Origin of the sequence: Luteibacter sp. 9133, assembly GCF_000800155.1 — a bacterium.
GTDB lineage: Bacteria > Pseudomonadota > Gammaproteobacteria > Xanthomonadales > Rhodanobacteraceae > Luteibacter > Luteibacter mycovicinus.
Window position 1 is genome coordinate 320575 of sequence record NZ_JUHO01000001.1, and the last position, 26878, is coordinate 347452.

The following is a 26878-nucleotide window of genomic DNA, read 5'->3' on the forward strand; positions in this document are numbered from 1 at the left end:
TTCCGCACGAATCTGTCCGCCAGGGGAGGGCCGACGCCATGAGTGAGTCCGTATGAACCGAGTCAGGAGATTCCACCCGGCGACGCTGTTCAGCGCGCTGGTCTTCGCCCTCTGGGGTGCCGTGATGCTGCTGGGCGGCATCCGCCTCTTCGGATCCGGCGGCTCCGTGTATTACCTGGCCGCGGGCGCGATCACGTTGCTGGTCGCCGCGCTGCTGCTGTTCCGCGTGCGGCTCGCCGTACCGATCTACGCCCTGCTGCTGATCGCCACCGCGGCCTGGGCCGTGTGGGAAGTACGGTGGGACTGGTGGCAGCTTCTGCCGCGCCTGGATGTCTGGTTCGTGCTCGGCCTATGGCTCTTGTTGCCCTGGCCGCGACGCGGGCTTGGCCACGATCGCTTTGGCGAAACGGCACGCGGCACCGGCGGCGGTTTTCTCTTTCTATCGTTGCTGATCGTCGCCGCCGTCGGCATCGTCGGTGCGCTGCATATCGATCACGACCTGCCGGGCGAGCTTCCGATGGCCGATGTCTCGGGACCGCAGGGCGACCGTGCCGCGCGTCCGGACAGCGACTGGACCGACTACGGCGGCTCGCCCTACGGTCAGCGGTACTCGCCGTTGAAGCAGATCACCCCCGATAACGTCGGCCAGCTGCAGGTGGCGTGGAAGATCCAGACCGGCGACGTGCCCGGCCCGGATGATCCCGCCGAGACCACGGCCGAGAACACGCCGCTGAAGATCGGCGACACCGTGTATCTGTGCACGCCGCACAGCAAGGTGATCGCGGTGAATGCGGCCACCGGTGAGAAGCGCTGGGAGTTCGACCCGAAGATCCAGAGCCCCGTCGGCTTCAAACACTGGGAGCACATGACCTGCCGCGGCGTGTCCTATCACGACGATGCGAAGTATGCGGCGGCGGTGATTCCCGCTCCGGCGACCACGGCGGCCGGGGTACCGGCGGTCGCATCGACCGCACCGCTGCCGCCGTCGGCCATCACCACGGCAAGCTGCCCGCGCCGTCTGTTCCTGCCGACGGCGGATGCGCGCCTGATCGCGCTCGACGCGGACACCGGCCAGCCGTGCACGGACTTCGGCCAGCAGGGGACGGTGAACCTGCGGACGAACGTCGGCCCGTTCACTCCGGGTGGCTATTACTCGACGTCGCCACCCGCGGTGACGAAAGACCTCGTGATCATCGGCGGTCACGTGACCGACAACGAGTCGACCAACGAGCCGTCCGGCGTGATCCGTGCCTTCGACGTGCATGACGGTCACCTCGTCTGGAACTGGGATCCGGGCAATCCGGACGCGACCGCGCCGATCGGGCCCGACGGCATCTACACGCGCAACTCGCCTAACGTCTGGTCGCTCTTCAGCGTCGACGAAGGCCTCGGCATCGTCTATCTGCCGATGGGCAACCAGACGCCGGATCAGTTCGGCGGCGGTCGTACGCCGACGTCGGAAAAGTACAGTGCAGGTCTCGTCGCCCTCGACGTCGCCACGGGCAAGGTGAAGTGGAACTACCAGTTCACCCACCACGATTTGTGGGACATGGATGTGGGTGGCCAGCCGACCCTGATCGACCTGCAGACCGCGGACGGCGTAAAGCCCGCGGTGATCGCCTCGACCAAGCAGGGTAGCGTGTACGTGCTGGACCGCCGCGACGGGACACCGATCGTGCCGATTCAGGAAGTACCGCGCCCGCAGGGTGCCGTGGCGGGCGACCATACGGCACCCACGCAGCCGTTGTCCGACCTGAACTTCGCGCCGCCGCAGGTACGCGAGAGGGACATGTGGGGCACCACGCCGCTGGATCAGCTCTGGTGCCGCGTACGTTTCCGCTCGCTGCGTTACGACGGTATGTTCACTCCGCCCTCGCTGCAGGGATCGCTGGTGTTTCCGGGTAACTTCGGCGTGTTCGACTGGGGTGGCGTGTCGGTCGATCCGACGCGCCAGCTGATGCTGATCAATCCGAGTTACATGGCCTTCCAGTCGAAGCTGATTCCAAAGGAAGAGCTGGCGAAGATGGAAGTCGGCCCGGCGAAGAGCGAGACCGAGGGCGTCAAGAAAGCCGAAGGCATTCCCTACGGCATCGAGCTGTCGGCCTTCCTGTCGCCGCTGGGCATTCCGTGCCAGGCACCGCCGTGGGGCTATGTCGCGGGCGTGGACCTGCGCAGCGGCAAGATGATGTGGCGGCACAAGAACGGCACCATCGTCGACAGCGCGCCGCTGCCGATCCCGATGCCGCTTGGCGTGCCCAGCCTTGGCGGTATGGTGACCACGGCTGGCGGTGTCACCTTCCTCAGCGGCACGCTCGACTATTACGTGCGTGGGTACGACGTCCGTACGGGCAAAAAGCTCTGGGAATCGCGTCTGCCGGCCGGCGGCCAGGCAACGCCGATGACCTATGCCGACAGCAGCGGCCGGCAGTACCTGCTGGTGGTCGCCGGCGGACATGGTTCCCTGGGCACGAAGCAGGGCGACTGGGTGATCGCTTACGCGTTGCCGAAGTAAAAAAACGTCGCGGGGCCCGCTCCTGTAGGAGCGCGCCCCGCGCGCGACCGGTCTGCCATGCCGATGTCGCGCGCAAGGCGCGCTCCTGCAGGATCAGGCCTTTCTGGGCTCCGGCAAGAACGCCGCCAGCAACCCGATCAACGGCAAGAACGCACAAACCTGATACACCGCCTCGATCCCGAGGTGGTCGGCCAGCTCGCCCAGCCCCGCGGCACCCAGCCCGCCCATCCCGAACGAAAAGCCGAAGAACAATCCCGAGATCATCCCGACCTTACCCGGCACCAGCTCCTGCGCGAACACCACGATCGCCGGAAACGCCGAGGCCAGAATCAGCCCGATCGCCACCGTCAGCGGCGCCGTCCAGAACAGGCTGGCGTGCGGCAGCAACAGGGTGAACGGCAGGGTGCCCAGGATCGAGAACCAGATCACCCGCTTGCGCCCGAAACGGTCGCCCAGCGGACCACCCAGCACCGTCCCGACCGCGACCGCGCCGAGGAAGACGAACAGGTGCAGCTGCGCGTTCTGCACGGACACGTTGAAACGGTGGATCAGGTAGAAGGTGAAGTAACTCGTCAGACTCGCGAGGTACACGTACTTGGAGAAGATCAGCGCGAGCAGGACGGCGATGCCGCGCTTCGCATCCTTGCTGCTCGGCGCGATGGACGCGTGCTTGCCGGCGCTCGCCTTGAGGCGTGGCAGGCCGTGATGGCGATACCACTGGCCGACGTTCCACAGCACCGCGCCGGAGAGAAGGGCCAGCATGGCGAAGAAGGCCAGGCTCGACTGGCCCCAGCGGACCACGACGATCGCCGCGGCAAGCGGACCCAGTGCCTGCCCGGCGTTGCCGCCGACCTGGAACAGTGACTGGGCCAGACCATGACGACCACCCGAGGCCATCCGCGCCACGCGCGAGGATTCGGGGTGGAACACGGACGAGCCCATGCCGAGCAACGCCGCGCCGATCAGCAGCATCGGGTAGGTATGTGCCGCCGACAACACCAGCAGACCGGCCAGCGAGAACAGCGTGCCGCCCGGCAGCGCCAGCGGTGTCGGCCGGCGGTCCGCATAAAGGCCCACCAGCGGCTGCAGGATCGACGCGGTGATCTGGTAGGTCAGCGTGATCAGACCGATCTGGCCGAAGTCCAGATGAAAACCGGCCTTCAGACCCGGATAGATGGCGGGCAGCAGCGACTGCATCATGTCGTTGAGCAGATGGCAGAAGCTGATAGCGAAGATGACGCCGTAAACGGTCGGGTCGGCGCGCGGCGTGTCTGCCGCGGCGCTCGCGGGCGCTTGCATGCGGGTGTCCTGGGGCGGGGGAGGCTTATGAGAACACGAGGCCACCCTGTCCCGCGCTAGGATATGGGTCATGAGTATTGGAGATCGGGACACCGCAGACATCCCGTTTCGCGACGTCTTCGACGATACGCCGCGGGCGGTCGTATCGAGCGGCAACGAATACCCCTCGTCGTTCGAGCTGGCGACACACCGGCACCGTCGCGGCCAGCTGCTCTACGCGTCCGCCGGCACGGTCGCCGTGACCACGCCCGACGGGGCCTGGCTGGCGCCGTCCGAACGCGCGGTGTGGATTCCGGCCACCACGCCCCATTCCGTGCGCATGATCGGCACGGTCAGCACGCGCAGCGTCTACATCGAACACGATGCCGCGAGCCCGCTGGGCGATGTCTGCCGTGTACTTGCCGTCTCGCCCCTGCTGCGCGCGCTGCTGGTCGCGGCGGTCGAGGTGCCTCGCGAATACGATCTGGTCGGCCGCGACGGCATGCTGATGTCGCTGCTGGTGGCCGAAGTGGGCAGCGCCCGGACGATACCGCTGGCGTTACCGCTCCCTACCGATACGCGGCTTGCTGCGCGCTGCGCGCGCTTTCTGGAGCACCCGCGGATGACCGAGGGCATCGACGACTGGGCGGATGAGCTGGGTACGCACCGGCGAAGCTTTACGCGGCTGTTCCGGCGGGAAACCGGCATGAGTTTCGCGCAATGGCGGCAGCAGGCATGCCTGCTTGCGGCATTGCCGCGCCTCGGCGCGGGAGCGACGGTGACGACGGTCGCGCTGGATCTGGGCTACGAGAGTCCGGCGAGCTTCTCGACGATGTTCCGGCGGGCGCTGGGCAAGCCACCGAGTCACTACCGCGGCTAGAACCGTCACACGTCCTGCTCATCGTGACACCCCGCCCGGACGATTTTCTCGATCGCCTCGGCCGGAGGCATTCCCACATTGATCCGCAGCGCCTCATCCGCTGACGGTTCCTCCAGCGTCGCCAGCTGACTGTCCAGCAAGGTCGGATCGAAGAAGTGCCCACTACGATGACCGAGCCGTTCCGCCAGCAACTCGCGCGAAGCATGCAGGTAGACGAAGCGCACATCGTCATGTCCATGCCGCAGGAAATCGCGATAGCGTTTCTTCAGCGACGAACACGCCAGCACCATCGATTCGCCGAGCGCGCGATGGCGATCCATCTCGGCGACGATGGCCTCCAGCCAGGGCTGGCGGTCCGTATCGTCGAGTGGAATGCCACGGGCCATCTTGTCGCGATTGGCCTGGGGATGAAGAGGGTCGGCATCCACGAAAGGCTGGCCAAGGCGCGCGGCCAGGCCCTCGCCGATCGTACTTTTGCCACTGCCGGAGACGCCCATGACGATAGTGATCATCGGACAAGCATGCCGCGGCGTCGGCCACTGATTCGTGAACGGCTTCGCGTACCATCGGCGATACGTCTTCCTTGCCGACAACGCTCATGAACCTCATCGATCTGCGCAGCGACACCGTTACCCGTCCCACCGACGCCATGCGCGAGGCCATGCTGCGTGCGCCGGTCGGTGACGATGTCTATGGCGAGGACCCCACGGTCAACGCGTTGCAGGAGCGCCTCGCCGGTGAGCTCGGCTTTGCCGCCGCGCTGTTCGTGCCGACCGGCACGCAGAGCAATCTGCTGGCGCTGATGGCTCACTGCGAGCGCGGCGATGAGTACATCGTGGGTGCGGATGCCCACACCTATCGTTTTGAAGGCGGCGGCGCGGCGGTGCTCGGTTCGATCCAGCCGCAGCCGATTCCGCAGGCCGCCGACGGTACGCTGCCGCTGGATAAGGTCGAGGCGTCGATCAAGCCGGTGGACCCGCACTTCGCCCGCTCGCGCCTGCTGGCGCTGGAAAACACCTGGCACGGTCGGGCATTACCTTTCGACTATCTGGCGCAGGCGCGCGAAGTCGCGACCCGTCGCCGTCTCGGCCTGCATCTGGATGGCGCGCGCCTCTACAACGCGGCCACCGCCTACGGTCGCCCGGCACGCGATGTCGTCGCAGGTTTCGACAGCGTCTCCGTCTGTCTCTCGAAGGGTCTGGGCGCGCCCGTGGGCTCGGTGCTGCTGGGCGACACGGCCCTGATCGAACGCGCCCGCCGCTGGCGCAAGGTCGCCGGTGGCGGCTGGCGTCAGGCCGGCATGCTTGCCGCCGCCGCGATGTACGCGCTCGATCACCACGTGGAGCGCCTCGCCGACGACCATGCCCGTGCCGCGCGACTCGCTGACGGACTGCGCGCAATCGATGGCCTCGATGTCACCGGTTGCCATACGAACATGGTTTTCGTCGACGTTCCGTCCCCGCGGCTGAAGGATCTGGCCACGCACATGGCGAACGCCGGCGTGCGACTGAGCATCGGTTATCTGCCGTCGGTCCGCCTCGTGACCCATCTGGACATCGACGATGAAGGCGTGGACCGGACCATCGCCGCGTTCGCGTCGTTCGCTTACTGACGCGGCGCCATCAGCTTGCGCTGAAGCGAATACAGGATCGCCGCGTCGGTCACGTCCAGCGCATCTGTTTCGGTGGCGCGGTAGTGCCGGTGGAACGCGATGATGGCGCTGCGAGGATTGGATACGTCGTAGCCGACAAGGCGCATGGCCGCGAGGCTGTCGAAGCCGGCCGGTGCGGGTAGCAGCGTGGCATCGGGCCACAGACCGAAGCCGTAGCGTGACAGCGTGGCCCATGGGAAGCGTGCGCTGGGGTCGTTCTTCCGGCCCGGCGCGATATCTCCATGGCCGACCACGGCCTGTCTCGGGATGCCAAGGCGTGAGGTCAGATCGGCGAGCAGGTTGATCAGTGCCTGGATCTGCGGTTCGGTGAAGGGCGACACCCCGTCGTTGTCGATCTCGATGCCGATCGACGATGAATTGAGGTCGGTCATGTCGCCCCAGCGCGCCGCACCCGCATGCCAGGCGCGGTTGCCATCGTCGACCAGCTGGTCGATGCGGCCATCCATTTCCACCAGGTAATGCGCGCTGACGGGGCCTTCGCTGTTACGCGTGCGCAGGACGCGGAGCGCGGCGCTCGCATCGCCGATGGACGTGTGGTGAAGCACGATGAGCTGGGGCTTGCGCGCATTGAAGTTCGGCGACGGCGTCCAATGAGCCAGCGGACTGTGCTGCGGCGCGATGGCCGGCGCGGAGGCGCAGGCCGTGAGCAACAAGGCGAGCAGGACGCCTGAAGCGGCGCGCAGGCGCCCTGCCATCATGGCGCCATGGCCGATCATTCGACCCGGAAGTCGCTGCTGGTGATGACCCATTCGATCTCGTCGCCCGCGTCGCCGATATCGTCTCTGGACGCGACGACGATCTGCAGGTCGACACAGTCGTGCCCTTCGGACAGCCATTCCGTCTTCTCCAGCGCCATGCCGCCTTTCTTCAGGGCCGCGCGCAACGCGGGCATGCTGGTGGGAAGCAGATCGATGCCTTCGTGGGTGAGCTGGCCGCCCATGACCTCGATGTCGCAAAGCTTGTCGTCGAGGAAGCGCAGCCGGACCCAGTCGTTGCCTTCGGCGTCGCTGTATTCGTCTTCATCGTCCCAGATGTTGTCACCACCGGACTTCCAGCCGAGCGCGTCGCGGAGCTTCTTGCGCGTCATGCCAAAGAAAATGTCGGTGTCGCCGCGGCGAATGCCGCGACCCGGAATCAGCTCGCAATGTTCCATGGCGTTCCTCGTCAGGTGGCGCGGGTGACCCCGCCCGTAAAGCATGAAGCCCCAAGCATGCGGCCTTCCAGCCGTCGCTGTCCACGCTGGATCAAGGCTTATGGTCACGCCCGAGGTAGTCCTCGCTCTGCATCTCGATCAGCCGTGACTCGGTACGACCGAACTCCGCGCGCAGCTTCGTTCCGTCATAGAGCTCGGTGATCGGCGCCGCGGCGGATATCACCAGCTTGACGTGGCGGTCGTAGAATTCGTCGACCAGCAGCACGAAGCGCTTGGCTTCATTCTCGGTGAAGACGGTGAACTGAGGCACGTTGGACACGATGACGGCGGGGTAGGCCCTGGCCAGTTCGATGTAGTCCGCGACGGCACGGGGCCCCTCGCAGAGCGCGGCGAAGTCGAACCACACGATGTTCCCGGCACGCTTGCGCACCGGCACCTCGCGTCCGTTGATGGCGAGTTCGCCACCGTCGATCGTGTCGCCCTGCGCCTGACCCGAGAAGATCCGCGTCAGCGAATGCTCGGCTTCCAGGCCGGGCGGCACCAGATAGACGGACGCCTGGCTGAGTGCGCGCAGTCGCCAGTCGCGCGGCGAGACCATCTCGTGGACGACGCAGTGCTTCTCGATCGCCGCGATGGCGGGCAGGAAACGCGCACGCTGCAAGCCGTCCTTGTAGAGCCCGGATGGCGGTGTATTCGAAGTGGTGACGAGCGTGACGCCACGGGCGAACAGGCCGTCGAGCAGCCCGGCGAGGATCATGGCGTCGCCGATGTCCGACACGAGAAACTCGTCGAGACAGAGCACCCGGCACTTCGCGGCGAGCTGCCCGGCCACTTCGTCAAGCGGGTTCTGTCGTTCGCCCAGCTCGCGCAGCATGCCGTGAACCTCCAGCATGAAACGGTGGAAGTGCCGGCGCAGCGCCAGCCCAGGGGCGAGGCTCGAGACGAACAGATCCATCAGGAAGGTCTTGCCGCGACCGACGCTTCCCCACAGGTACAGCCCGGGAACCGCCTGACGCGGCTCGCCGCCGAGCATGTTGCGCAGGCGGCCGAACAAGCCCCCGGCCGGCGCCGATACCGGCGCGCAGAGGCCGGCGTGCAGCCGGTCGAACTCGGTGATCACCGGCAGTTGGGCGGGGTCGGATTCCCACCGGTGGCCGGCGATGCCGTCCCGGTAACGCTCGCCGGGTGTCGCTGCCGTGCCGTTCATGCGGCGTGCGGCGCCGGCGGCCATTCCTTGACCGCGTTCTTGATGGCGCCCCGCAGATCCATGAGACGGCGGTGGAAGAAGTGGCTGGTCTCCTCCATCTTCACCAGATGCGGCCGCTGCGCGTCGGGGATGCTCTCGATCCAGTCGTAGACGGCCTGCGGCTCGACGATTTCGTCGGCGTCGCCCATGACCACCAGCCACGGGCACGCGGGCAGCTCGACCTGTGAGAAATCCCAGCCGCGACCGGCGGCGGGAGGCGCGATGCTGATCAGCGCACGGGCGTCGAGGCGCACGGCGTTGCGGAGGGTCACGTAGCTGCCGAAGGAGAAGCCGGCGAGCCAGAGCGCGGCGCCCGGTCGCGCCTTACGCGCCCAGTCGACCACCGCGGCGAGATCGTCGCTCTCACCCTCACCGCCGTCGAACTCGCCTTCGGACTGACCGACGCTGCGGAAGTTGAAGATGACGGTGTCCAGGCCGGACTCGCGTAGCGCGCGCTCGACCATCGTGACCACCTTGTTATGCATGCTGCCGCCGTCGGTGGACAACGGGTGGCAGATGACGGCGATGGCATCGCGGCGGAGTTCGGCGTCGCTGGGCTTGGCTTCGCATTCGAGCTTGCCTGCGGGACCCGCCAGCGTGAAGCTCACGGTCTCGTCCGGAAAATGCTCCGGCGCTGTAGGTTGAAGTGCGCTCATGCCCTCCATGATAACCGGTGGCCGTTCGCGACGCGGCGGTGACACGCCATGAACGTCCTCGCCCACGCCCTGCTGGCGGGTGACGACGCGGCGTTGCGGCTGGGCGGAACGATGGGGGACTTCGTGCACGGCACCCCCGGCGATCACCTGCCGCCGCGCGTCCGCGACGGGATCCATCTGCACCGGGCCATCGACAGCTTCACCGACCGGCATGAGGAAGTTCGTGCCGCCCGCGAGCGTATGCCCGCGCCGTTCCGCCGCTACGCGGGAATCCTTCTGGACATGTGGTTCGACCATTGTCTGGCGCGCGACTTCGCCCGCTGGTCCGATGTGCCGCTGGAGACCTACTCGACCCGGCTACGCCAGGAGCTGCACGAGGCCGATGCCCTGCTGCCGGACCACCTGAAGCGGTTCCTCGGCTACATGGACGCCAATGACCTGCCGGCGGGCTATCGGAACGCCGAGGCGATCGGTAAGGCGCTGCGCGGGATTTCCCAGCGACTATCGCGGGCGAACCCGGTGGCCGATGCCATGCCGCTTCTGCTCTCGGAAGACGACGCGCTGAAGGGGACGTTCGAGCGTTTCTTCCCGGAACTCAGGGCCTTCGCGGCGAACTGGGTGCTCGGGCGGAGCTGATCGTCCGGCAAGCGGAACGGACCGGGGAAGCCCCGGCCGCGATCACTTGGCCTGGTCGGCCATCCACTTGACGGTGTTGGTGACCTGCTCGTCCGTCAGCGACGGATTACCGCCCTTGGCCGGCATGTGGTTGCCGTCCGGGCCCGTGTAGCCCTCGATGGCGTGCTTGGTCAGGGTCGCGATGCCCTCGGCGAGACGCGCCGACCAGGCGCCCTTGTCACCCAGCTTGGGCGCACCGGCCACGCCGGCCGTATGGCAGCTGTGGCAGAGGTTGTCGTAAATCGTCTTGCCGTCGGTGCTGCCGCCGTAGGCGACCTGCGCGGCGGCGGCCTTGGCGGCGGCCTCCTGCGCGGCCTGCATGGCCGCACGGCCCGTGTCGCCGGCATAGACCGCGCCGACGGGCGCGATACGGGCTTCGGTCCGCTTGGCGACGGCCGGGTCCTCATCCTTGGGGATGCGACTGTATATAAGGTACGCCACGACCATCAGGACGATGGCGAGGACGCTGAGGCCGGCGGTCAGCAGGGAAAACTGACGCATGAAGTTCTGGTCGGACTTGCTTGGAGAACCGCTCACGCATTCACTCCACTGGATTTGGGTGTGCCGGCCCCCTCCCCGGGATTCGGCGTGCCTGCAAGCCGCGATGCGGCGTCGAACCGGGCGAGTATAACGGAACCTCCCCGGGAGTCGGCGGTCTGCCGAAACGGCCTGCTCACCCGCCAACCCGTGCCGTCAGTCATGCTGTACCCCTGTCAACCGGCATTGTTCAATGCCGTTCCCCTAACCCTATATTGTCGGCGTCGAATCTTAACCTTCAGGGGCTATAAACCCCCTGGCGCACGGCGCGCACGGACGAGAACGCTGTTTCGTCCGGTTATCCACCTGGGAGTGTTTCATGTCGCGTTTCTGGAAAATCGCGCTGGCCGTCATTGTCGTCGTGCTGATCGCGGGCTTCTTTGTCGTTCGCAGCCACCGTGCCAAGGAGGGCGATCCCGCCCACGCGGCCAGTGCGCAGGCCAACGGCGAGGGGCAGGGCAAGGATCAGCCGCCGGTTCCGGTCACGGTCGTGCCCGTGGCCAGCCAGGATGTGCCCGTCTACCTGACCGCGCTGGGCACCGTCCAGGCGCGCAACACCGTCACGGTCCGCCCGCAGGTCGGCGGTCAGCTGATGAAGCTGAACTTTCAGGAAGGCCAGGAAGTGAAGAAGGGTGACGTGATCGCGGAAATCGATCCGCGCACCATCCAGTCCAACTACGACCAGGCCGTCGCGAAGCTCAGGCAGGACCAGGCTCTGGTGGCGACGGCCAAGAACAACCTCGACCGTTCCCAGAATCTGGTCAGCAAAGGCGGCCAGCAGTATGTGTCCAAGCAGGACCTGGATAACCTGAAGAACACCCTCGACCAGTCGGCTTCGACCGTGACGGCCGATCAGGCGGCCATCCGCGCCGCACAGGTGCAACTGGGCTTTACCAAGGTCATCGCGCCGATCGACGGCCTGGCCGGCATCCGCTCGGTCGACGCCGGCAACATCGTCGCGTCGGGCGATGCCATCGTCACCCTGACCGAGCTGCATCCGATCTACGTGATGTTCTACCTCCCTGAGAAAAACCTGGACCTGGTCCGCAGCTCGGTGAGTGGCGACGGTCTGTCCCAGCTCGAGGTGTCGGCGCTCGACCGTGTCGATGCGCATCCGATCGCCACGGGTCACCTCGACGTGCTCGACAACACCATCGACACCACGACCGGCACCTTCCGTCTGCGTTCGCTGTTCGACAACGAAAAGACCCAGCTGTGGCCGGGCCAGTTCGTCAACGTGCAGCTTAAGGTGCGCACCGTCAAGAACGGCCTCGTGGTGCCTTCGCAGGCCGTACAGCGTGGTCCGGATGGCGACTACGTCTACGTCGTGCAGGGCGACAACACGGTCAGGATGCAGACGGTGGAAACCGCCACGGAAGTGGGCGACAGCCACGTGATGCTGACCAAGGGCGTGAAGCTGGGCGACAAGATCGTCACCGAAGGCCAGTTCCGCCTGAAGCCGGGTTCGAAGGTGAACCCGCTGGCGCCGGGCCAGGTGCCAGCGGCGCCGACGGCGGAAGAACTGCAGAAGGCCAAGACGGGTCAGCAGGGTCGCCAGGGCGGCGGTCGCCGCGGCTGATAGCGCGCGTGGCGCGTCCATGACGGACGCGCCGCCAACGGACCGCAAGGTCCCGACACCAGGACTTACTCGTGGGTTTCTCGACACTCTTCATTCGCCGGCCGATCGCGACCTCGCTGCTGATGGTGGCGGTGCTGTTGCTCGGCATCCTTGGCTACCGCCAGCTGCCGGTTTCGGCGCTGCCGGAAATCGATGCCCCGAGCCTGGTCGTCACCACGCAGTATCCCGGCGCCAGCGCGTCCACGATGGCGGCGCTGATCACCACGCCGCTGGAACGTAACTTCGGACAGATCTCCGGTCTGGCCTCGATGAGCTCGGATTCGTCGGCGGGCCTGTCGACGATCATCCTGCAGTTCAACATGGACCGGGATATCGACATCGCCGCGCAGGACGTACAGGCGGCGATCAACCAGGCACGCGGTACGCTGCCCAACAACCTGCCGTATCCGCCCGTCTACAACCGCGTGAATCCGGCCGATGCGCCGATCATGACGCTGATGCTCACGTCCGACAGCCTGCCGCTGCGCGACGTCAACAATTACGCGGACTCGATCATCGCGCAGAAGCTCGCCCAGGTTCAGGGCGTGGGCCTGGTGTCGATCGCCGGCAACGTGCGCCCCGCCGTGCGCATCCAGGTCAACCCGGCACAGCTGGCCAACCTCGGCCTGACCATGGAAGACGTGCGCAGCTCGCTCACGGAAGCCAACGTCAACGCGCCCAAGGGCACGCTCAACGGCAAGACGCAGTCCTACAGCATCGGCACGAACGACCAGCTGGCCGACGCCGCCGATTACAAGGGCACGATCATCAGCTACAAGAACGGTGCGCCCGTGCGCCTGTCGGACGTGGCCAATGTCATCGATGGTGTCGAGAACGATCAGCTGGCGGCCTGGGCCAACGGCAAACCGGCCGTGCTGCTCGACATCCGTCGCCAGCCCGGTGCCAACATCGTGCAGACGGTGCAGTCCATCCGTCAGACCATTCCCGATCTGCAGAAGGTGCTGCCGGCCGACGTCCACCTGAAGGTCTTCTCGGATCGCACGATCACCATCCGCGCCTCGGTGGAGGATGTGCAGTTCACGCTGATCCTCACCATCTGCCTCGTCGTCGCGGTGATCTTCGTCTTCCTGCGCCGTCTGTGGGCCACGGTGATTCCGTCCGTGGCGGTGCCGCTGTCGCTGATGGGCACGTTCGGTGTGATGTCCTTCGCCGGCATGTCGCTGGACAACCTGTCGCTGATGGCGCTGGCGGTCGCGACGGGCTTCGTGGTCGACGATGCGATCGTGATGATCGAAAACATCGTCCGCTATATCGAGCAGGGTCAGGACGCGAAGACCGCCGCGGAAGTCGGCGCGAAGGAAATCGGCTTCACGGTGCTGTCGCTGACCGTCTCGCTGGTGGCCGTGTTCCTGCCGCTCCTGCTGATGCCGGGTGTCACGGGTCGCCTGTTCCACGAGTTCGCCTGGGTGCTGACGATCGCGGTCATCATCTCGATGCTCGTCTCGCTGACGCTCACGCCGATGATGTGCGCCTACCTGCTCAAGGCCGACGAACTGCCGGACGCGGAAGACGCGCACGAGCACGCGGCCGCCTCGGGCAAGCACAACGCGTGGTCGCGCATCGTCGAAGGTTACGGCAGCAGCCTCGACTGGGTGCTCGATCATCGCCCGCTGACGATGATCGTCGCCGCGCTCACCGTCGCCCTCACGGTTGTGCTCTACATCGTCATTCCGAAAGGCCTGTTGCCCGAGCAGGACACCGGCATGATCACGGCCGTCGTGCAGGCCGATCAGAACGTCGCTTTCCCGCAGATGGAAGTCCGCACTAAGGCCGTGGCCGATGCCCTGGCCAAGGACCCCGCCGTGGCCGGTGTGGCCGCCTTCATCGGTGCCGGTTCGATCAACCCGACACTCAACCAGGGTCAGCTGTCGCTGGTGCTGAAGGACCGCGGCGACCGCGAAGCGCTCGACACCGTCCTGCCACGTCTGCAGCGGGCGGCGTCGGGTATCGCCGGCGTCGCGCTCTACCTGAAGCCCGTGCAGGACGTGACGCTGGACACGCAGGTGTCCGCCACGGAGTACCAGTACTCGCTGTCGGACGTGAGCTCGACCGAACTTGCCGGCTACGCGCAGCAGATGACTTCCGCGCTGCGTAAACGCAAGGAACTGGCCGACGTCGACAACAACCTGGCCGATCAGGGCACCGCGCTCAAGCTGACCATCGATCGTGACAGCGCCAGCCGCCTCGGCGTGCCGGTGCAGACGATCGACGACACGCTGTACGACGCGTACGGCCAGCGCCAGATCTCGACCATCTTCACCCAGCTCAACCAGTACCGCGTCGTACTCGAAGTCGCGCCGGAGTTCCGCAACAGCAACGATCTGCTGAACAAGCTGACGGTCCGCGGCAACGGCAACGGCGCCCTGACCGGTTCCAACGCGACCAGTTTCGGTCAGCTGGCGTCGAGCAACTCGGCGACCCCGTCGGGCATCGGCAACACGGGTAACGTCGGCTTCCAGGTCGGTGCAGGCGGCAACATTCCCATCGCCTCTCTTGCCAGCGCGGTCGTCACCACGGCACCGCTGGTGGTCAGCCACCTGCAGCAGCTGCCCGCGGTGACGATCTCCTTCAACCTGGCGCCGGGCGAATCGCTTTCCAGCGCGGTGGACGCGATCCACGAGGTCGAGCAGCAGCTCAACTTCCCGCCGCAGGTGCGCGGTCAGTTCATCGGCAAGGCCGCGGAGTTCTCCTCGTCCGTCGGCGACGAAGTGTTGCTGCTGCTGGCGTCGATCATCGTGATCTACATCGTGCTGGGCGTGCTCTATGAGAGCTACATCCACCCGCTGACGATCATTTCGACGCTGCCGCCCGCGGGTGTCGGCGCGCTGCTCGCACTGATTCTCTGCGGCATGAGCCTCTCGGTCGACGGCATCGTCGGTATCGTGCTGCTGATCGGTATCGTGAAGAAAAACGCGATCATGATGATCGACTTCGCCATCGAGGCGAAGCGGACCGGCCTGAACGCGCACGACGCCATCCGCCGCGCCTGCCTGCTTCGCTTCCGTCCGATCATGATGACCACGGCGGCGGCGCTGCTCGGCGCGCTGCCGCTGGCACTGGGCAACGGAATCGGCTCGGAACTGCGCAAGCCGCTGGGTGTGTCGATCGTCGGCGGCCTGCTGCTTTCGCAGCTGGTCACGTTGTACACCACGCCGGTCATCTACCTCTACATGGAGCGGTTCTCCGACTGGCTGGCGGAGCGCAAGCGACAACGCGCCCTGGCACTGGAAGCCTCGCAGGCCCGGCCGGCTAGCCGATGACGCCAGGCTTCGAAGCCCCTGGAAACCCCCTTTTTCGCCGGACGGTTCGCCGCCCGGCGAAACCTTTTTCCGGATGGCGCGTTAGGAACGGATCACTCCGCGCCATCCCGAGCACGATGTCCCGTTCCCATCCATGAATATCTCCGGTCCGTTCATCCGTCGTCCCATCGGTACATCGCTCCTGGCGATCGGTATCTTCGTGATCGGCGTCATCTGTTATTCGCTGCTCGGCGTGGCCGCGCTGCCGAACATCCAGTTCCCGGCGATCTTCGTCCAGGCGCAGCAGTCGGGTGCGGACGCCAGCACGATGGCATCGACGGTAGCCGCGCCGCTGGAACGCCACCTGGGCCAGGTGCCCGGTGTGGAGTCGATGCGGTCGAACAGCTCCGAGGGCAGCAGCTTCGTGCTGCTGTTTTTCCAGAACGGCACCAATATCGATGCCGCGGCACGCGACGTTCAGTCCGCGATCAATGCCGCCCAGCCGGACCTGCCCAGCGGGTTGCTGAATGCGCCGTCGTACCAGAAGGCCAATCCCAACGACGATCCGGTGATCGTGCTGGCGCTGACCTCGGACACCGTCGCGCCCACCGCTCTCTACAACGTCGCCGACTCGATCCTCGCCCAGCGCCTTCGCCAGCAGGAAGGCATCGCCTCGGTGGACATCGCGGGCAGTGCGACGCCCGCGATCCGTGTCGACGTCAACCTTCGCGCGCTCAACGCCATGGGCCTGTCGCCGGATCAGCTGCGTAATGCGCTCACCGCGGCCAACGTCACCTCACCGCAGGGCTTCCTTTCGGACGGCAAGACGACCATGGCGGTGACCGCCACCGACTCACTGCATACGGCGGAGGAGTTCGGCAAGCTGATCATCGGCGTGAACAACAGCGTGCCGATCCGCCTTTCCGACGTGGCCAAGGTATACGACGGCCAGCAGGACGCGTATCAGGCGGCGTGGTTCAACGGACGCCCCGGCATCCTGATGTACGTGTTCCGCAAGTCGGACGCGAACGTCATCGACACCGTGGATCGCATCAAGGCGCAGATCCCCACGATGCAGACCTGGCTTCCCGCCGGTGTCCAGCTGCATTCGTTCTTCGATGGCACGCCCACGATCCGCGCGTCGCTGCACGAAGTACAGGCGACGCTGCTGATCAGTCTCGCCATGGTGATCATGACCATGGCGCTGTTCCTGCGCCGACTGGCACCGACCGTGATCGCCGGGCTTGCCGTGCCGCTGTCGCTGGCCGGCGCGTTCGTCGTGATGTATGCGTTCGGATACACGCTGAACAACCTGACGTTGCTGGCGCTGGTCATCGCGATCGGCTTCGTCGTCGATGACGCCATCGTCGTGATCGAAAACGTCATCCGTCATATGGACGAAGGGATTCCCCGATTCGAGGCCGCGTTGCTCGGTGCGCGCGAAATCGGTTTCACCATCGTTTCGATTACCGGCTCGCTGGTCGCGGTGTTCATTCCGCTGCTGCTCGCGCCGGGCATCATCGGCATGTTCTTCAAGGAGTTCACGGTCACGCTGGTGGCGGCGATTCTCGTCTCCGCCGTGATCTCGCTGACGCTGACACCCTCGTTGTGCGCGCATTTTCTCACCGCGCATAAAAACGACGAGCCGGAGTCGAAGTTCGGGCTGGCTCTCGAGCGCATGCACGAGCGCATGGTCGGCGTCTACCGCCGTGCGCTCGACTGGACCTTGCGTCACGCCTTGCTGATGGCTCTCACGCCGTTGGTGCTGATCGGCATCACGATCGTCCTCTTCGGCATGGTGAAGGGCGGCTTTTTCCCGCCCCAGGACACCGGGCTCATCGGTGCGCGTGCGACATCCAGCTCCACCGTGTCGTTCGGTGAGATGCAGACGCGCCAGGCCAGACTGACGACCATGCTGCTCGACGATCCGGACGTGAAGGCCGTGGGCTCGCGCCTGGGTACGAGCCGCACGGGTTCCACCGGTCAGTTCAATATCGAGCTGAAGACGGTGGCCGAGGGCCGCAAGGGTACGACGTTCGACGTGCTCGACCGTCTCTCCGCGGCGGCGAACAAATACCCCGATCTCAACCTGCGCCTGCGTCCGATCCAGGACCTGCCGACCGGTGGCGGTGGCGGTTCGACGCAGGGCGGTCAGTATTCGGTGTCGCTGAAGGGCAACGACATCGTCGAACTGCAGACCTGGCTGCCGAAGCTGGTCGATGCACTGAAGAAGAACAAGATGCTGACCGACGTGGGCAGCGACATCGACGCGCAGGGCCTGCGTCAGAACATGGTGATCGACCGCGACACGGCGTCCCGCCTCGGCGTGTCGATCGGCAACATCGACGGGGCGCTATACAACGCCTTCGGCCAGCGCGCGGTGTCCACGATCTATTCGGATATCAACCAATACCGGGTGATCGTCAACTCGCTGCCGCAGTTCGCGGCCACCCCGGAAGCGCTCAACCAGATCTACGTGCGCTCCGACAACGGCGCGATGGTGCCCATGTCGGCCGTGACGAAGCAGGAGGCGGGCCTCGCTCCCAGCCAGATCGTGCACGAGGATCAGTACACGAGCATGGGCGTCAGCTTCAATCTCGCGCCCAACGTCAGCATGGGTGAGGCGATGGAGATCATCCAGAAGACGATCGACGGCATGCGCATGCCGGGCGACATCCGTCTGGATACCGGCAGCGACTTCCGGCGCTTTCAGCAGTCGCAGAGCGATATGCCGCTGCTGATTCTTGCCGCGATCGTCGTGGTGTATCTGCTGATGGGCATGCTTTACGAGAGCCTGATCCATCCGGTGACGATCATCTCCACGTTGCCGGCCGCGGGTGTGGGTGCACTGGCCGCGCTCGTGATCACCGATACCGAACTGTCCGTGGTGGCGATGATCGCCCTGGTGCTGCTGATCGGTATCGTGAAGAAAAACGCGATCATGATGATCGACTTCGCCCTGGTCGCCGAGCGCGAGCATCACCTCACCTCGAAGGAGGCGATCCGTGAGGCCTGTCTGGTGCGCTTCCGTCCGATCATGATGACGACGATGGTCGCCATTCTGGCGGCACTGCCCTTGGCGATCGGCCTGGGCGAGGGTTCGGAACTGCGTCGCCCGTTGGGTATCGCCATGATCGGCGGCTTGCTGATTTCGCAGAGCCTGACCCTGTTGTCGACGCCGGCGTTGTACGTGATCTTCGCCTGCCTGTCGGAACGTTGGAAAGCGCGTAAAGCACGTAGGAAGGCCCGGCGGCTCGCGCTCGATACCGGCGCCTAAGGCATCGCCAGCGGGTTCGCTCCCACGGGAGCACGGACGCGTCTCCACCGGCTCGACGCAGACGGGTGGCAGGCAGGCCTGCTGGCGACAGGGGCCGGTCTCAGTCGGACAGCTTGCGGTGGCGCCCGGGCCTGTTGGCGATAGTCGCCCAATCGGGCCACAATGGTCCGGTTTCCCGCTCGCCGGTGCGCCCCTTGAGGCTTGCGCCGGCCAGCCCCCATGACCTGGCCCACTCAAGCATAAGGCTCGCCGAATCATGTCCAGCTCGCCCAAGATCGTCTACACGCTCACCGACGAAGCGCCGTTCCTGGCCACCGCCTCCTTCCTGCCCATCGTTGAAGCCTTCGCCGGCACGGCGGGTGTGGCCGTCGAAACGCGCGACATCTCGCTCGCCGCTCGTATCCTCGCGCAGTTCCCCGACCGCCTCACGGCTGAGCAGAAGATCGGCGACCACCTTGCCGAACTCGGCGAGCTGGCGACGATGCCCGAAGCCAACATCATCAAGCTCCCCAACATCAGCGCCTCCGTGCCGCAGATGAAGGCCGCCATCCGGGAGCTTCAGTCGCAGGGCTACAAGCTGCCCGATTACGTCGACGCGCCGTCGACCGACGAAGAGAAAGAGATCAACGCGCGCTATGGCAAGGCCATGGGCAGCGCTGTCAATCCCGTGCTGCGCGAAGGCAACTCCGATCGCCGCGCACCGCTTTCGGTCAAGAACTACGCGCGCAAGCATCCGCATCGCATGGGTAAGTGGTCGCCCGAGTCGAAGTCGCATGTCTCGCACATGGAAGGCGGCGATTTCTATGGCAGCGAAAAGTCGGCGACCATCGATAAGGCCGGCAGCCTGCGCATCGAATTTGCCGGCAAGGATGGCAGCAGCAAGGTTCTGAGAGAAAAGGTCGCGGTGAAAGCCGGCGAAATCGTCGACGCCGCGGTCATGAGCCGGAAGGCGCTGGCGTCGTTCATCGATGCGCAGATTGCCGACGCGAAGGCTAAGGGCGTGCTGTTCTCGTTGCACCTGAAAGCCACGATGATGAAGGTCTCCGACCCGATCATGTTCGGTATTGTGGTGCGCGAGTTCTACAAGGACGTGCTGGCAAAGCACGCCGACGCGCTGAAGCAGGTCGGCTTCGACGCCAACAACGGCATCGGTGACCTCTACGCCCGGCTCGGCAAACTCGATGAAGCCACCCGCGCCGCGATCGAAGCCGACCTGACGGCCGAATACGCCAACCGTCCGTCGCTGGCCATGGTCAACTCGGATAAGGGCATCACCAATCTGCACGTGCCCAGCGACGTGATCGTCGACGCGTCGATGCCGGCGATGATCCGCGACTCCGGCGGCATGTGGAATGCCGAAGGCAAGTTGCAGGATACGAAGGCGGTGATTCCCGATCGTTCGTACGCTGGCGTCTACCAGGCGGTGATCGAGGATTGCATCGCCCACGGGGCGTTCGATCCGGCCACGATGGGCAGTGTGCCCAACGTCGGCCTGATGGCGCAGAAGGCTGAGGAATACGGTTCGCACGACAAGACGTTCCAGGTGCCCGCCGATGGCTCTGTACGCGTCGTCGCCGACGACGGCACGGTCGTGTTCGAACATGCCGTGGAGCAGGGCGACATCTGGCGCATGTGTCAGACCAAGGATGCGCCGATCCAGGACTGGGTGAAGCTCGCCGTGCAGCGCGCCCGTCTTTCCGAAACCCCGGCGGTCTTCTGGCTGGACAGGAACCGCGCGCACGACGCGCAGGTGATCGCCAAGGTCGAGCGTTACCTGAAAGATCACGACACCAGTGGCCTCGATCTCCGCGTGCTCGACCCCGTCGCCGCGACGACGTTCTCGCTGGAGCGCATCCGCCAGGGGAAAGATACGATCTCGGTCACCGGCAACGTGCTGCGCGACTACCTCACCGACCTGTTCCCGATCATGGAGCTGGGTACATCGGCGAAGATGCTTTCCATCGTGCCGCTGATGGCGGGTGGCGGCCTGTTCGAGACCGGCGCGGGTGGTTCGGCGCCGAAGCACGTCCAGCAGTTTGTCGAAGAGGGTTACCTGCGCTGGGATTCGCTCGGTGAATTCCTCGCCCTGGCAGCGTCGCTCGAGCACCTCGGCGAGCGCTACGACAACAAGCATGCCCGCGTGCTGGCGAAGACGCTCGATATCGCCAACGGCCGTTTCCTCGACAGCAACAAGTCGCCCGCTCGCAAGGTCGGCGAGATCGACAATCGCGGCAGCCACTTCTACCTGGCGATGTACTGGGCCGAGGCGCTGGCGGCACAGAGCGACGATGCCGACCTCAAGGCGAAGTTCACGGCGGTGGCGAAGACGCTGGCTGAAAACGAGGACAAGATCATCGGGGAGCTCAACGGTGCGCAGGGCAAGGCCGTCGAAATCGGTGGTTATTATCATCCGGACATGGCGAAGGTCAGCGCGGCGATGCGCCCGAGCGCTACGCTCAACGCGGCACTGGATGCGCTGAACGCCGCACGCTGATCATGTAGGAGCGGCCTCTGGCCGCGAAACGCACGGGCCCCGGTCGTCATCACGACCGGGGCCCGTTTTTTTATACACGGCCGACGTCTGACGACGCGGCAGTCACTGATCGCCAGACCTCAGCTATCCGACGCCTGCTTCAGTGCGTCCAGCTGCTCGCTGGACAGCGTGAGCTCCGCGGCCTTCGCCAGTTCCGCCAACTGCTCCACCGTCGTTGCGCTGGCAATGGCGGCAGCAATGGAAGGCTGCGCCATCACCCAGGCGAGCGCCACCTGCGCGGGCTTTGCGCTGTGGGCTTCGGCAACCTGATCCAGCGCGGCAAGGACGCGATAGCCCCGGTCGTTGAGGTAAGCCTTGACCTTGCCGCCGCGTGCCTTGCTCTTGCCCAGATCCGCTTCGCTGCGGTACTTGCCGCTGAGGAACCCGCTGGCCAGCGAGTAGTAGCTGATCACTCCAACGCGCTCCCTGACGCAGAGCGGTTGCAGAGCGCTTTCGAACCCCGCGCGATCCATCAGGTTGTATTCGGGCTGCAGCGATTCGTAGCGTGAAAGGCCTTTTTCCTCGCTCGTCTTCAATGCATCGTCCAGGCGCGCCGCTTCGAAATTGGATGCGCCGATGACGCGTACCTTGCCCGCCTGCACGAGGTCGTCGAACGCGCGTAGGGTTTCCTCCAGCGGCACCTTCGGATCGTCTTCATGCGCCTGATACAGATCGATGTGATCGGTCTGAAGCCGACGCAGCGAATCCTCCACCGCCTCCCTGATGTTGATCGGCGACAGGCCGGGATAGCGGTCCCATTTGGCCACCTTGGTCGCTATCAGCACCTTGTCACGCTTGCCCGACTGTTTCAGCCAGCGGCCGATGATGGCTTCCGACTCGCCCCCTTCGTTACCCTCGACCCAGCGCGAATAGACGTCCGCCGTGTCGATCAGGTTGAGCCCGTGATCGACGAACGCGTCCAGCAGTTCGAACGAGCGCGCTTCGTCCGCACTCCAGCCGAACACGTTGCCACCGAACGCCAGTGGCGCGACCTGCAGGGACGAGCGTCCCAGTTGACGATGCTTCATGCGTCTCTCCGATGTGGGCGGAAACCCCCATGGTGAAGCACGCAAGGTTCACGTGATGTGTCGGTCAGCAGCAGGTGGGGCACGCGGCGTGCACCGCGGTTGCGTCGACGGTTCGGGGCCATTCCTTTCGCGGACGGGCGACCGGCGCCGGGGCCCCTGCACCTGCCTGCGGCGTCGGCTCATCGCGACCCAGGCGCATGACCAGATCGCGGTCCACGATGTGACCGTGCATGAAGGCGAGGCCGGTGAAGATCGATGCCATGAGAGTGCTCCCGTGCGGTGGAGTCGCAACCCCTTGCGACTATCAGTGAGCTAAAGGGTGCCCGTTCCGCAAGACGCCAAAAAGCGATATGTTTGCAACCCGGCCTTGAGGAAAATTCACATGTCCCGCCTCCCGCTCGGTCTGCTTCAGGGGTTCGTCCTGGTCGCCCGCACGGGCAAGCTGTCGCGCGCCGCGGAACAGCTGAACCTCACGGTCAGTGCGTTGAGCCATCAGATCCGCAATCTGGAGGAGCGTCTCGGGCGGTCGCTGTTCGACCGGGGTCCGCGCGGCGTGACCCTCACGGCGGATGGCGCCCATCTGCTCGATGCGATCGGCCATCATTTCGAGGGAATCGAGCACGCGCTCAATCGTTATGAGAGTCGCCACGAGGACGCCGTGACGCTCAGCGTGATGCCTTCCGTGGCCTCGAGCTGGCTCGTACCGCGTCTGCCGAAACTGGTGGGCGCGCATCCCGAACTGGAGCTCAGCCTCTCGTCATCCGTCTCGGTGGTCGATTTCGATCGCGAGCCGGCGATCGACGTGGCGTTCCGCTACGGGCTCGGGTCATGGCCGCGTACGAAGTCGGATCGTCTGTTCGGCGAGTACATCGTTCCGATCGCCAGTCCTTCGCTGGTGCGCAAGATGGGCGGCCTGCCGGACGTGTCGCTGGCAGGCTGGCCGCTGCTGGGCGATCCGTCGGGTCGATGGAACGACTGGGCCGAGGCGTTCGGCATGCCACTGCCTTCCCGATATGTCGCCCGCTTCGACAATACCGAGCACCTGCAGCGCGCGGTGCTCGAAGGCATGGGCGTCGCGCTTGGACGTCTGGTCATGGCGCGGTCGCTGATCGAGTGCGGCGCGCTGACCGTGTTGTGCAAGGAGCGGCTGCGCGTGGCGGAAGCGTATTACCTCGTGTATCCGAAGCGGTCCGAGTCACACAGTGGCGTAGGGCGCTTCCGCGAATGGTTGTTGGGCGAGGCGCGTGAGTATGAGGCCCGAATCACCGACGCCGCCCCGCTACCGGCGTAGGAACGTCGCCACCCCTTGACCGATCTTCGCTGCGGCGCGACAATTGCCCGGCTACCGAGCCGTCTCAGGTTCGGCTGGCACCCTTCTTAGCTTACCCAGGCATATGGACGTCTACCCTAGTCGACGCGCCGGCTCCCGCACGCATCGGGTCCCGGCGCTGGCAAACAACAACGCCTACGGCGACCGTACCCGGTCGGCCGGCGCTTTCCTCCGCTAGGGAAAGTCCGGCTCTCCCCGGTCGGAAGCCGTGAGCTTCCGCTATCCGAGGATTGAGCCATGAATCTCCAGATCGAAAAGACCGGCCCGCGCATGTTCGGTCGCCGTCTCGCTTTTGCTCTCGCCCGCCGTCGTGGCGCTGCCTCCGCCCCGGCCAAGCGCACGATCACCGTGCCGCGTCCGCTGGAACTTGCGGAAAGCCAGGCGAAACCGGCTGACGTCAAACTCCCGTAACGATGAACAGCGACATAGACACTACGGCGCGGCTTACGCCGTTCCTCACGTTTACCCGGAACACCGAACGTCGGCTCCGCGCCGGCGCGCACGCCTTCAGCTAAGCGCTGAGAGCCGCCCGCGCCCTGCCGGACACCGCGTCCGGAAAGGCAGCGAGTCATGAAGAAGCACACCTCGCAGGCGGCCGTCGCCGCCAAGACCTTCACCACCGTCGCCGCGGACGCCTACCGTCCGGCGGACGAGTTGCTGCGCGCGCTGCATTCCCGGCCGGACGGCCTGGATGAAGAGGCCATCGCCGAGCGGCTCGACCGCGACGGGATCAACGAGGTGGGCCACGAGAAGCCGCCGCACTGGTCGATCCAGCTGCTGCATGCCTTTCGCAACCCGTTCATCATCGTGCTGCTCGTGCTCGCGGTCGTGCAGCTGTTCACCGAGGACGACTACACCGGGCCGATCATCATCGGCGTGATGGTCGGCATCAGCGTGCTGCTGTCGTTCACCCAGGAGTTTCGCTCGTCGCAGGCCGCCGAGCGGCTCAAGGCTATGGTCCGCAATACCTCCACGGTGACCCGCCGCGCCGAGGACGGCCACGCCGAGCGTATCGAGGTGCCGGTCGAGGAACTCGTCGTCGGTGACATCGTTCATCTCGGGGCGGGCGACATGGTGCCCGCCGATCTCCGCCTGTTGGCGGCCAAGGACCTGTTCATCAGCCAGGCGATCCTGACCGGTGAGTCCATCCCCGTCGAGAAAGTCGCGCCCGCGGCCGGCGCCACTCTCGCCAGCGACGCCAACGGTCCGCTCGACCTGCCCACCGTCTGCTACATGGGCACCAACGTGGTGTCCGGCACCGCGACCGCCGTGGTGATGGCCACGGGGGCGCGCACCTACCTGGGCTCGCTGGCGCACACGCTCTCGGGCGAGCGCGTGCAGACCAGCTTCGACCGCGGTATCTCCTCGGTGAGCTGGCTGCTGATTCGCTTCATGGCGGTCATGGTGCCGGTCGTTTTCCTGATCAACGGCTTCGACAAGCACGACTGGCTGGGCGCCTTCATGTTCGGCCTGTCGGTCGCCGTGGGCCTGACCCCTGAAATGCTGCCGCTGATCGTCACCGCCAACCTCGGCAAGGGCGCCATCGCCATGTCGAAGCGCAAGGTGGTGGTGAAGCGCCTCAACGCGATCCAGAACTTCGGTGCCATGGACGTGCTGTGCACGGACAAGACCGGCACCCTGACGCTCGACAAGATCGTGCTCGAGCGTCACGTCGACCTCAACGGCGACGACTCCGACGACGCGCTGGAATACGGCTACCTCAACAGCCGCTTCCAGACCGGCCTGCGCAACCTGATGGACAAGGCCGTGCTGGCCCACCGCGACCTCGAGCCGGTGGCACGTCGCTTCCACGTTGTCGACGAGATTCCGTTCGACTTCCAGCGCCGCCGCATGTCGGTGGTGGTGGCGGACGGGCAGGGCGAGCAGTTGCTGGTCTGCAAGGGCGCCGTGGAAGAGATGCTGGCGATCTGCAGCGAGGCCCGCATCGGTGACGTCACGGAGCCGATGACCTCGGAGAAGCGCGCCGAGATCCGCGCCATGACAAATCGCCTCAACGAGGACGGGCTCCGCGTGCTGATCGTCGCCGTGCGTCGCGATCCCACCGGCGACCGCGCTTATGGCGTGGCGGACGAAGCGGGCCTCACGGCTGTCGGCTGCCTCGCGTTCCTCGATCCGCCGAAGGACTCCGCGGCGACCGCCATTCGCGCGCTGAACCACCACGGCGTGGCGGTGAAGGTCATCACCGGCGACAACGAGGCGGTGACGCGCAAGATCTGCACCGAGGTCGGTCTCGATGTGCAGGAGTCCGTCCTGGGCCGCGATATCGAGCAGCTCGACGACGATGCTCTCGACGCGATGGTCGAGCGCACCACGGTCTTCGCCAAGATGTCGCCCGTGCAGAAGGCGCGCGTGGTCAAGGCGCTGCAGCGCCGTGGTCACACGGTGGGCTTCCTCGGCGACGGCATCAACGACGCGCCGGCACTGCGCGACGCTGACGTGGGCATCTCGGTCGATACGGCGACCGATATCGCCAAGGAGTCGGCGGACATCATCCTGCTCGAAAAGAACCTGATGGTGCTGGAAGAGGGTGTGATCGAAGGGCGTATCACCTTCGGCAACATCATGAAATACATCAAGATGACCGCCAGCTCCAACTTCGGCAACGTGTTCAGCGTGCTGGTGGCGAGCGCGTTCCTGCCGTTCCTGCCGATGCTGCCGCTGCAGATCCTGGTGCAGAACCTGCTGTACGACCTGTCGCAGCTGTCCATCCCGTTCGACCGCATGGACGAGGAATACCTGCGTGTGCCGCGTAAGTGGGACGCGGGCGATATCGGTCGTTTCATGGTGTGGATCGGTCCGGTCAGCTCGGTGTTCGACATCACGACGTTCTGGCTGATGTGGCATTACTTCGGGGCGAACGATGTCGCTCACCAGTCGCTGTTCCAGTCCGGCTGGTTCATCGAGGGTCTGCTTTCGCAGACGCTGGTCGTGCACATGATCCGCACGCGACGCATCCCGTTCCTGCAGAGCGTCGCATCGGCGCCGGTACTGGCGCTGACCGTCGCGATCATGATCATCGGCATGTTCATTCCGTACACGGCGATCGGTGCGCGCATCGGCATGCAGCCGCTGCCGGGCATCTACTTCGCCTGGCTGGCGCTCACCCTGGCGTCCTACTGTGTGCTGACCCAGGTGATGAAGACGATCTACATCAAGCGCTACGGCCACTGGCTGTAGGGATCGCGTCCCACAGGACGCGTCG

The 26878-nt window shown here is 65.6% G+C and carries 20 protein-coding genes; 11 read left to right on the forward strand and 9 right to left on the reverse strand.

All coding sequences use genetic code 11. From position 1 onward, the window contains the following. Nucleotides 1-52 precede the first annotated feature (52 nt). Entirely contained in the window at nt 53-2512 is a 2460-nt protein-coding gene (locus FA87_RS01180; protein WP_043691814.1) for a membrane-bound PQQ-dependent dehydrogenase, glucose/quinate/shikimate family, read from the forward strand. 93 nt (nt 2513-2605) lie between these two features. On the opposite strand, the gene FA87_RS01185 is transcribed toward FA87_RS01180, so the two are convergent. Then, the gene (locus FA87_RS01185; protein ID WP_043691818.1) at nt 2606-3811 is read right to left on the reverse strand and encodes an MFS transporter; all 1206 of its coding nucleotides are present in this window, start codon (nt 3809-3811) and stop codon (nt 2606-2608) included. 70 nt (nt 3812-3881) lie between these two features. Here FA87_RS01185 and FA87_RS01190 point away from each other — a divergent pair, with 70 nt between their 5' ends. Then, nucleotides 3882-4670, forward strand: coding sequence for a helix-turn-helix transcriptional regulator (locus FA87_RS01190; RefSeq protein ID WP_052191078.1), 789 nt, complete (start codon nt 3882-3884; stop codon nt 4668-4670). A 5-nt stretch (nt 4671-4675) separates the two neighbouring features. Here FA87_RS01190 and FA87_RS01195 read toward each other — a convergent pair whose 3' ends face one another. After that, a complete protein-coding gene (locus FA87_RS01195) occupies nt 4676-5182 on the reverse strand; it encodes a gluconokinase (protein ID WP_043691821.1) in 507 nt (168 codons plus the stop codon). Nucleotides 5183-5268: 86 nt separating this feature from the next. On the opposite strand from FA87_RS01195, the gene ltaE reads away from it, so the two are divergent. Next, on the forward strand, nt 5269-6282 hold the full coding sequence (gene ltaE, locus FA87_RS01200) for a low-specificity L-threonine aldolase (protein WP_043691824.1): 1014 nt from the start codon (nt 5269-5271) through the stop codon (nt 6280-6282). Here ltaE and FA87_RS01205 read toward each other — a convergent pair. The 4 genes from FA87_RS01205 to FA87_RS01220 form a co-directional block, all read right to left on the reverse strand. Continuing rightward, entirely contained in the window at nt 6276-7091 is an 816-nt protein-coding gene (locus tag FA87_RS01205) for an N-acetylmuramoyl-L-alanine amidase (RefSeq protein ID WP_239708939.1), read from the reverse strand. The two genes, ltaE and FA87_RS01205, sit on opposite strands and share 7 nt — an antisense overlap. Next, nucleotides 7055-7495: a hypothetical protein gene (locus tag FA87_RS01210; protein ID WP_043691826.1), complete on the reverse strand. Its 441-nt coding sequence runs from the start codon at nt 7493-7495 to the stop codon at nt 7055-7057. The genes FA87_RS01205 and FA87_RS01210 overlap by 37 nt, the downstream gene beginning before the upstream one ends. Before the next feature lie 91 nt (nt 7496-7586). Next, the gene (gene zapE / locus FA87_RS01215) at nt 7587-8702 is read right to left on the reverse strand and encodes a cell division protein ZapE (RefSeq protein ID WP_043697129.1); all 1116 of its coding nucleotides are present in this window, start codon (nt 8700-8702) and stop codon (nt 7587-7589) included. Further along, the gene (locus FA87_RS01220) at nt 8699-9397 is read right to left on the reverse strand and encodes an alpha/beta fold hydrolase (protein WP_043691829.1); all 699 of its coding nucleotides are present in this window, start codon (nt 9395-9397) and stop codon (nt 8699-8701) included. The genes zapE and FA87_RS01220 overlap by 4 nt, the downstream gene beginning before the upstream one ends. A gap of 48 nt (nt 9398-9445) precedes the next feature. Here FA87_RS01220 and FA87_RS01225 point away from each other — a divergent pair, with 48 nt between their 5' ends. Beyond that, nucleotides 9446-10033 (forward strand): ACP phosphodiesterase, encoded by a 588-nt coding sequence (locus FA87_RS01225; RefSeq protein WP_036116489.1) that lies wholly within the window; start codon nt 9446-9448, stop codon nt 10031-10033. Between the two features lie 42 nt (nt 10034-10075). Here FA87_RS01225 and FA87_RS01230 read toward each other — a convergent pair whose 3' ends face one another. Next, nucleotides 10076-10573, reverse strand: a complete 498-nt coding sequence (locus FA87_RS01230; protein ID WP_036118559.1) for a c-type cytochrome — start codon at nt 10571-10573, stop codon at nt 10076-10078. A 355-nt stretch (nt 10574-10928) separates the two neighbouring features. Between FA87_RS01230 and FA87_RS01235 the strand changes: the two genes are divergently transcribed. From FA87_RS01235 to FA87_RS01250, 4 genes are all read left to right on the forward strand, one after another. Further along, entirely contained in the window at nt 10929-12188 is a 1260-nt protein-coding gene (locus FA87_RS01235; protein ID WP_043691833.1) for an efflux RND transporter periplasmic adaptor subunit, read from the forward strand. 71 nt (nt 12189-12259) lie between these two features. Beyond that, nucleotides 12260-15508 carry an efflux RND transporter permease subunit gene (locus tag FA87_RS01240; protein WP_036116487.1) on the forward strand — a complete coding sequence of 1083 codons (3249 nt, stop codon included), beginning with the start codon at nt 12260-12262 and terminating at the stop codon, nt 15506-15508. A gap of 133 nt (nt 15509-15641) precedes the next feature. Next, nucleotides 15642-18764 carry an efflux RND transporter permease subunit gene (locus FA87_RS01245; RefSeq protein ID WP_036116486.1) on the forward strand — a complete coding sequence of 1041 codons (3123 nt, stop codon included), beginning with the start codon at nt 15642-15644 and terminating at the stop codon, nt 18762-18764. Between the two features lie 256 nt (nt 18765-19020). Continuing rightward, a complete protein-coding gene (locus tag FA87_RS01250; RefSeq protein WP_043691836.1) occupies nt 19021-21258 on the forward strand; it encodes an NADP-dependent isocitrate dehydrogenase in 2238 nt (745 codons plus the stop codon). 119 nt (nt 21259-21377) lie between these two features. Here FA87_RS01250 and FA87_RS01255 read toward each other — a convergent pair whose 3' ends face one another. Then, nucleotides 21378-22325, reverse strand: coding sequence for an aldo/keto reductase (locus FA87_RS01255; protein ID WP_043691839.1), 948 nt, complete (start codon nt 22323-22325; stop codon nt 21378-21380). A 64-nt stretch (nt 22326-22389) separates the two neighbouring features. After that, nucleotides 22390-22587 carry a hypothetical protein gene (locus FA87_RS01260; RefSeq protein ID WP_036116483.1) on the reverse strand — a complete coding sequence of 66 codons (198 nt, stop codon included), beginning with the start codon at nt 22585-22587 and terminating at the stop codon, nt 22390-22392. A gap of 120 nt (nt 22588-22707) precedes the next feature. On the opposite strand from FA87_RS01260, the gene FA87_RS01265 reads away from it, so the two are divergent. The 3 genes from FA87_RS01265 (at nt 22708) to mgtA (ending at nt 26853) form a co-directional block, all read left to right on the forward strand. Beyond that, on the forward strand, nt 22708-23616 hold the full coding sequence (locus FA87_RS01265; RefSeq protein WP_036116481.1) for a LysR substrate-binding domain-containing protein: 909 nt from the start codon (nt 22708-22710) through the stop codon (nt 23614-23616). Between the two features lie 276 nt (nt 23617-23892). Beyond that, the gene (locus tag FA87_RS20595) at nt 23893-24066 is read left to right on the forward strand and encodes a hypothetical protein (RefSeq protein WP_156108810.1); all 174 of its coding nucleotides are present in this window, start codon (nt 23893-23895) and stop codon (nt 24064-24066) included. Nucleotides 24067-24225: 159 nt separating this feature from the next. Next, entirely contained in the window at nt 24226-26853 is a 2628-nt protein-coding gene (gene mgtA / locus FA87_RS01270) for a magnesium-translocating P-type ATPase (RefSeq protein ID WP_043691842.1), read from the forward strand. Nucleotides 26854-26878 lie beyond the last annotated feature (25 nt).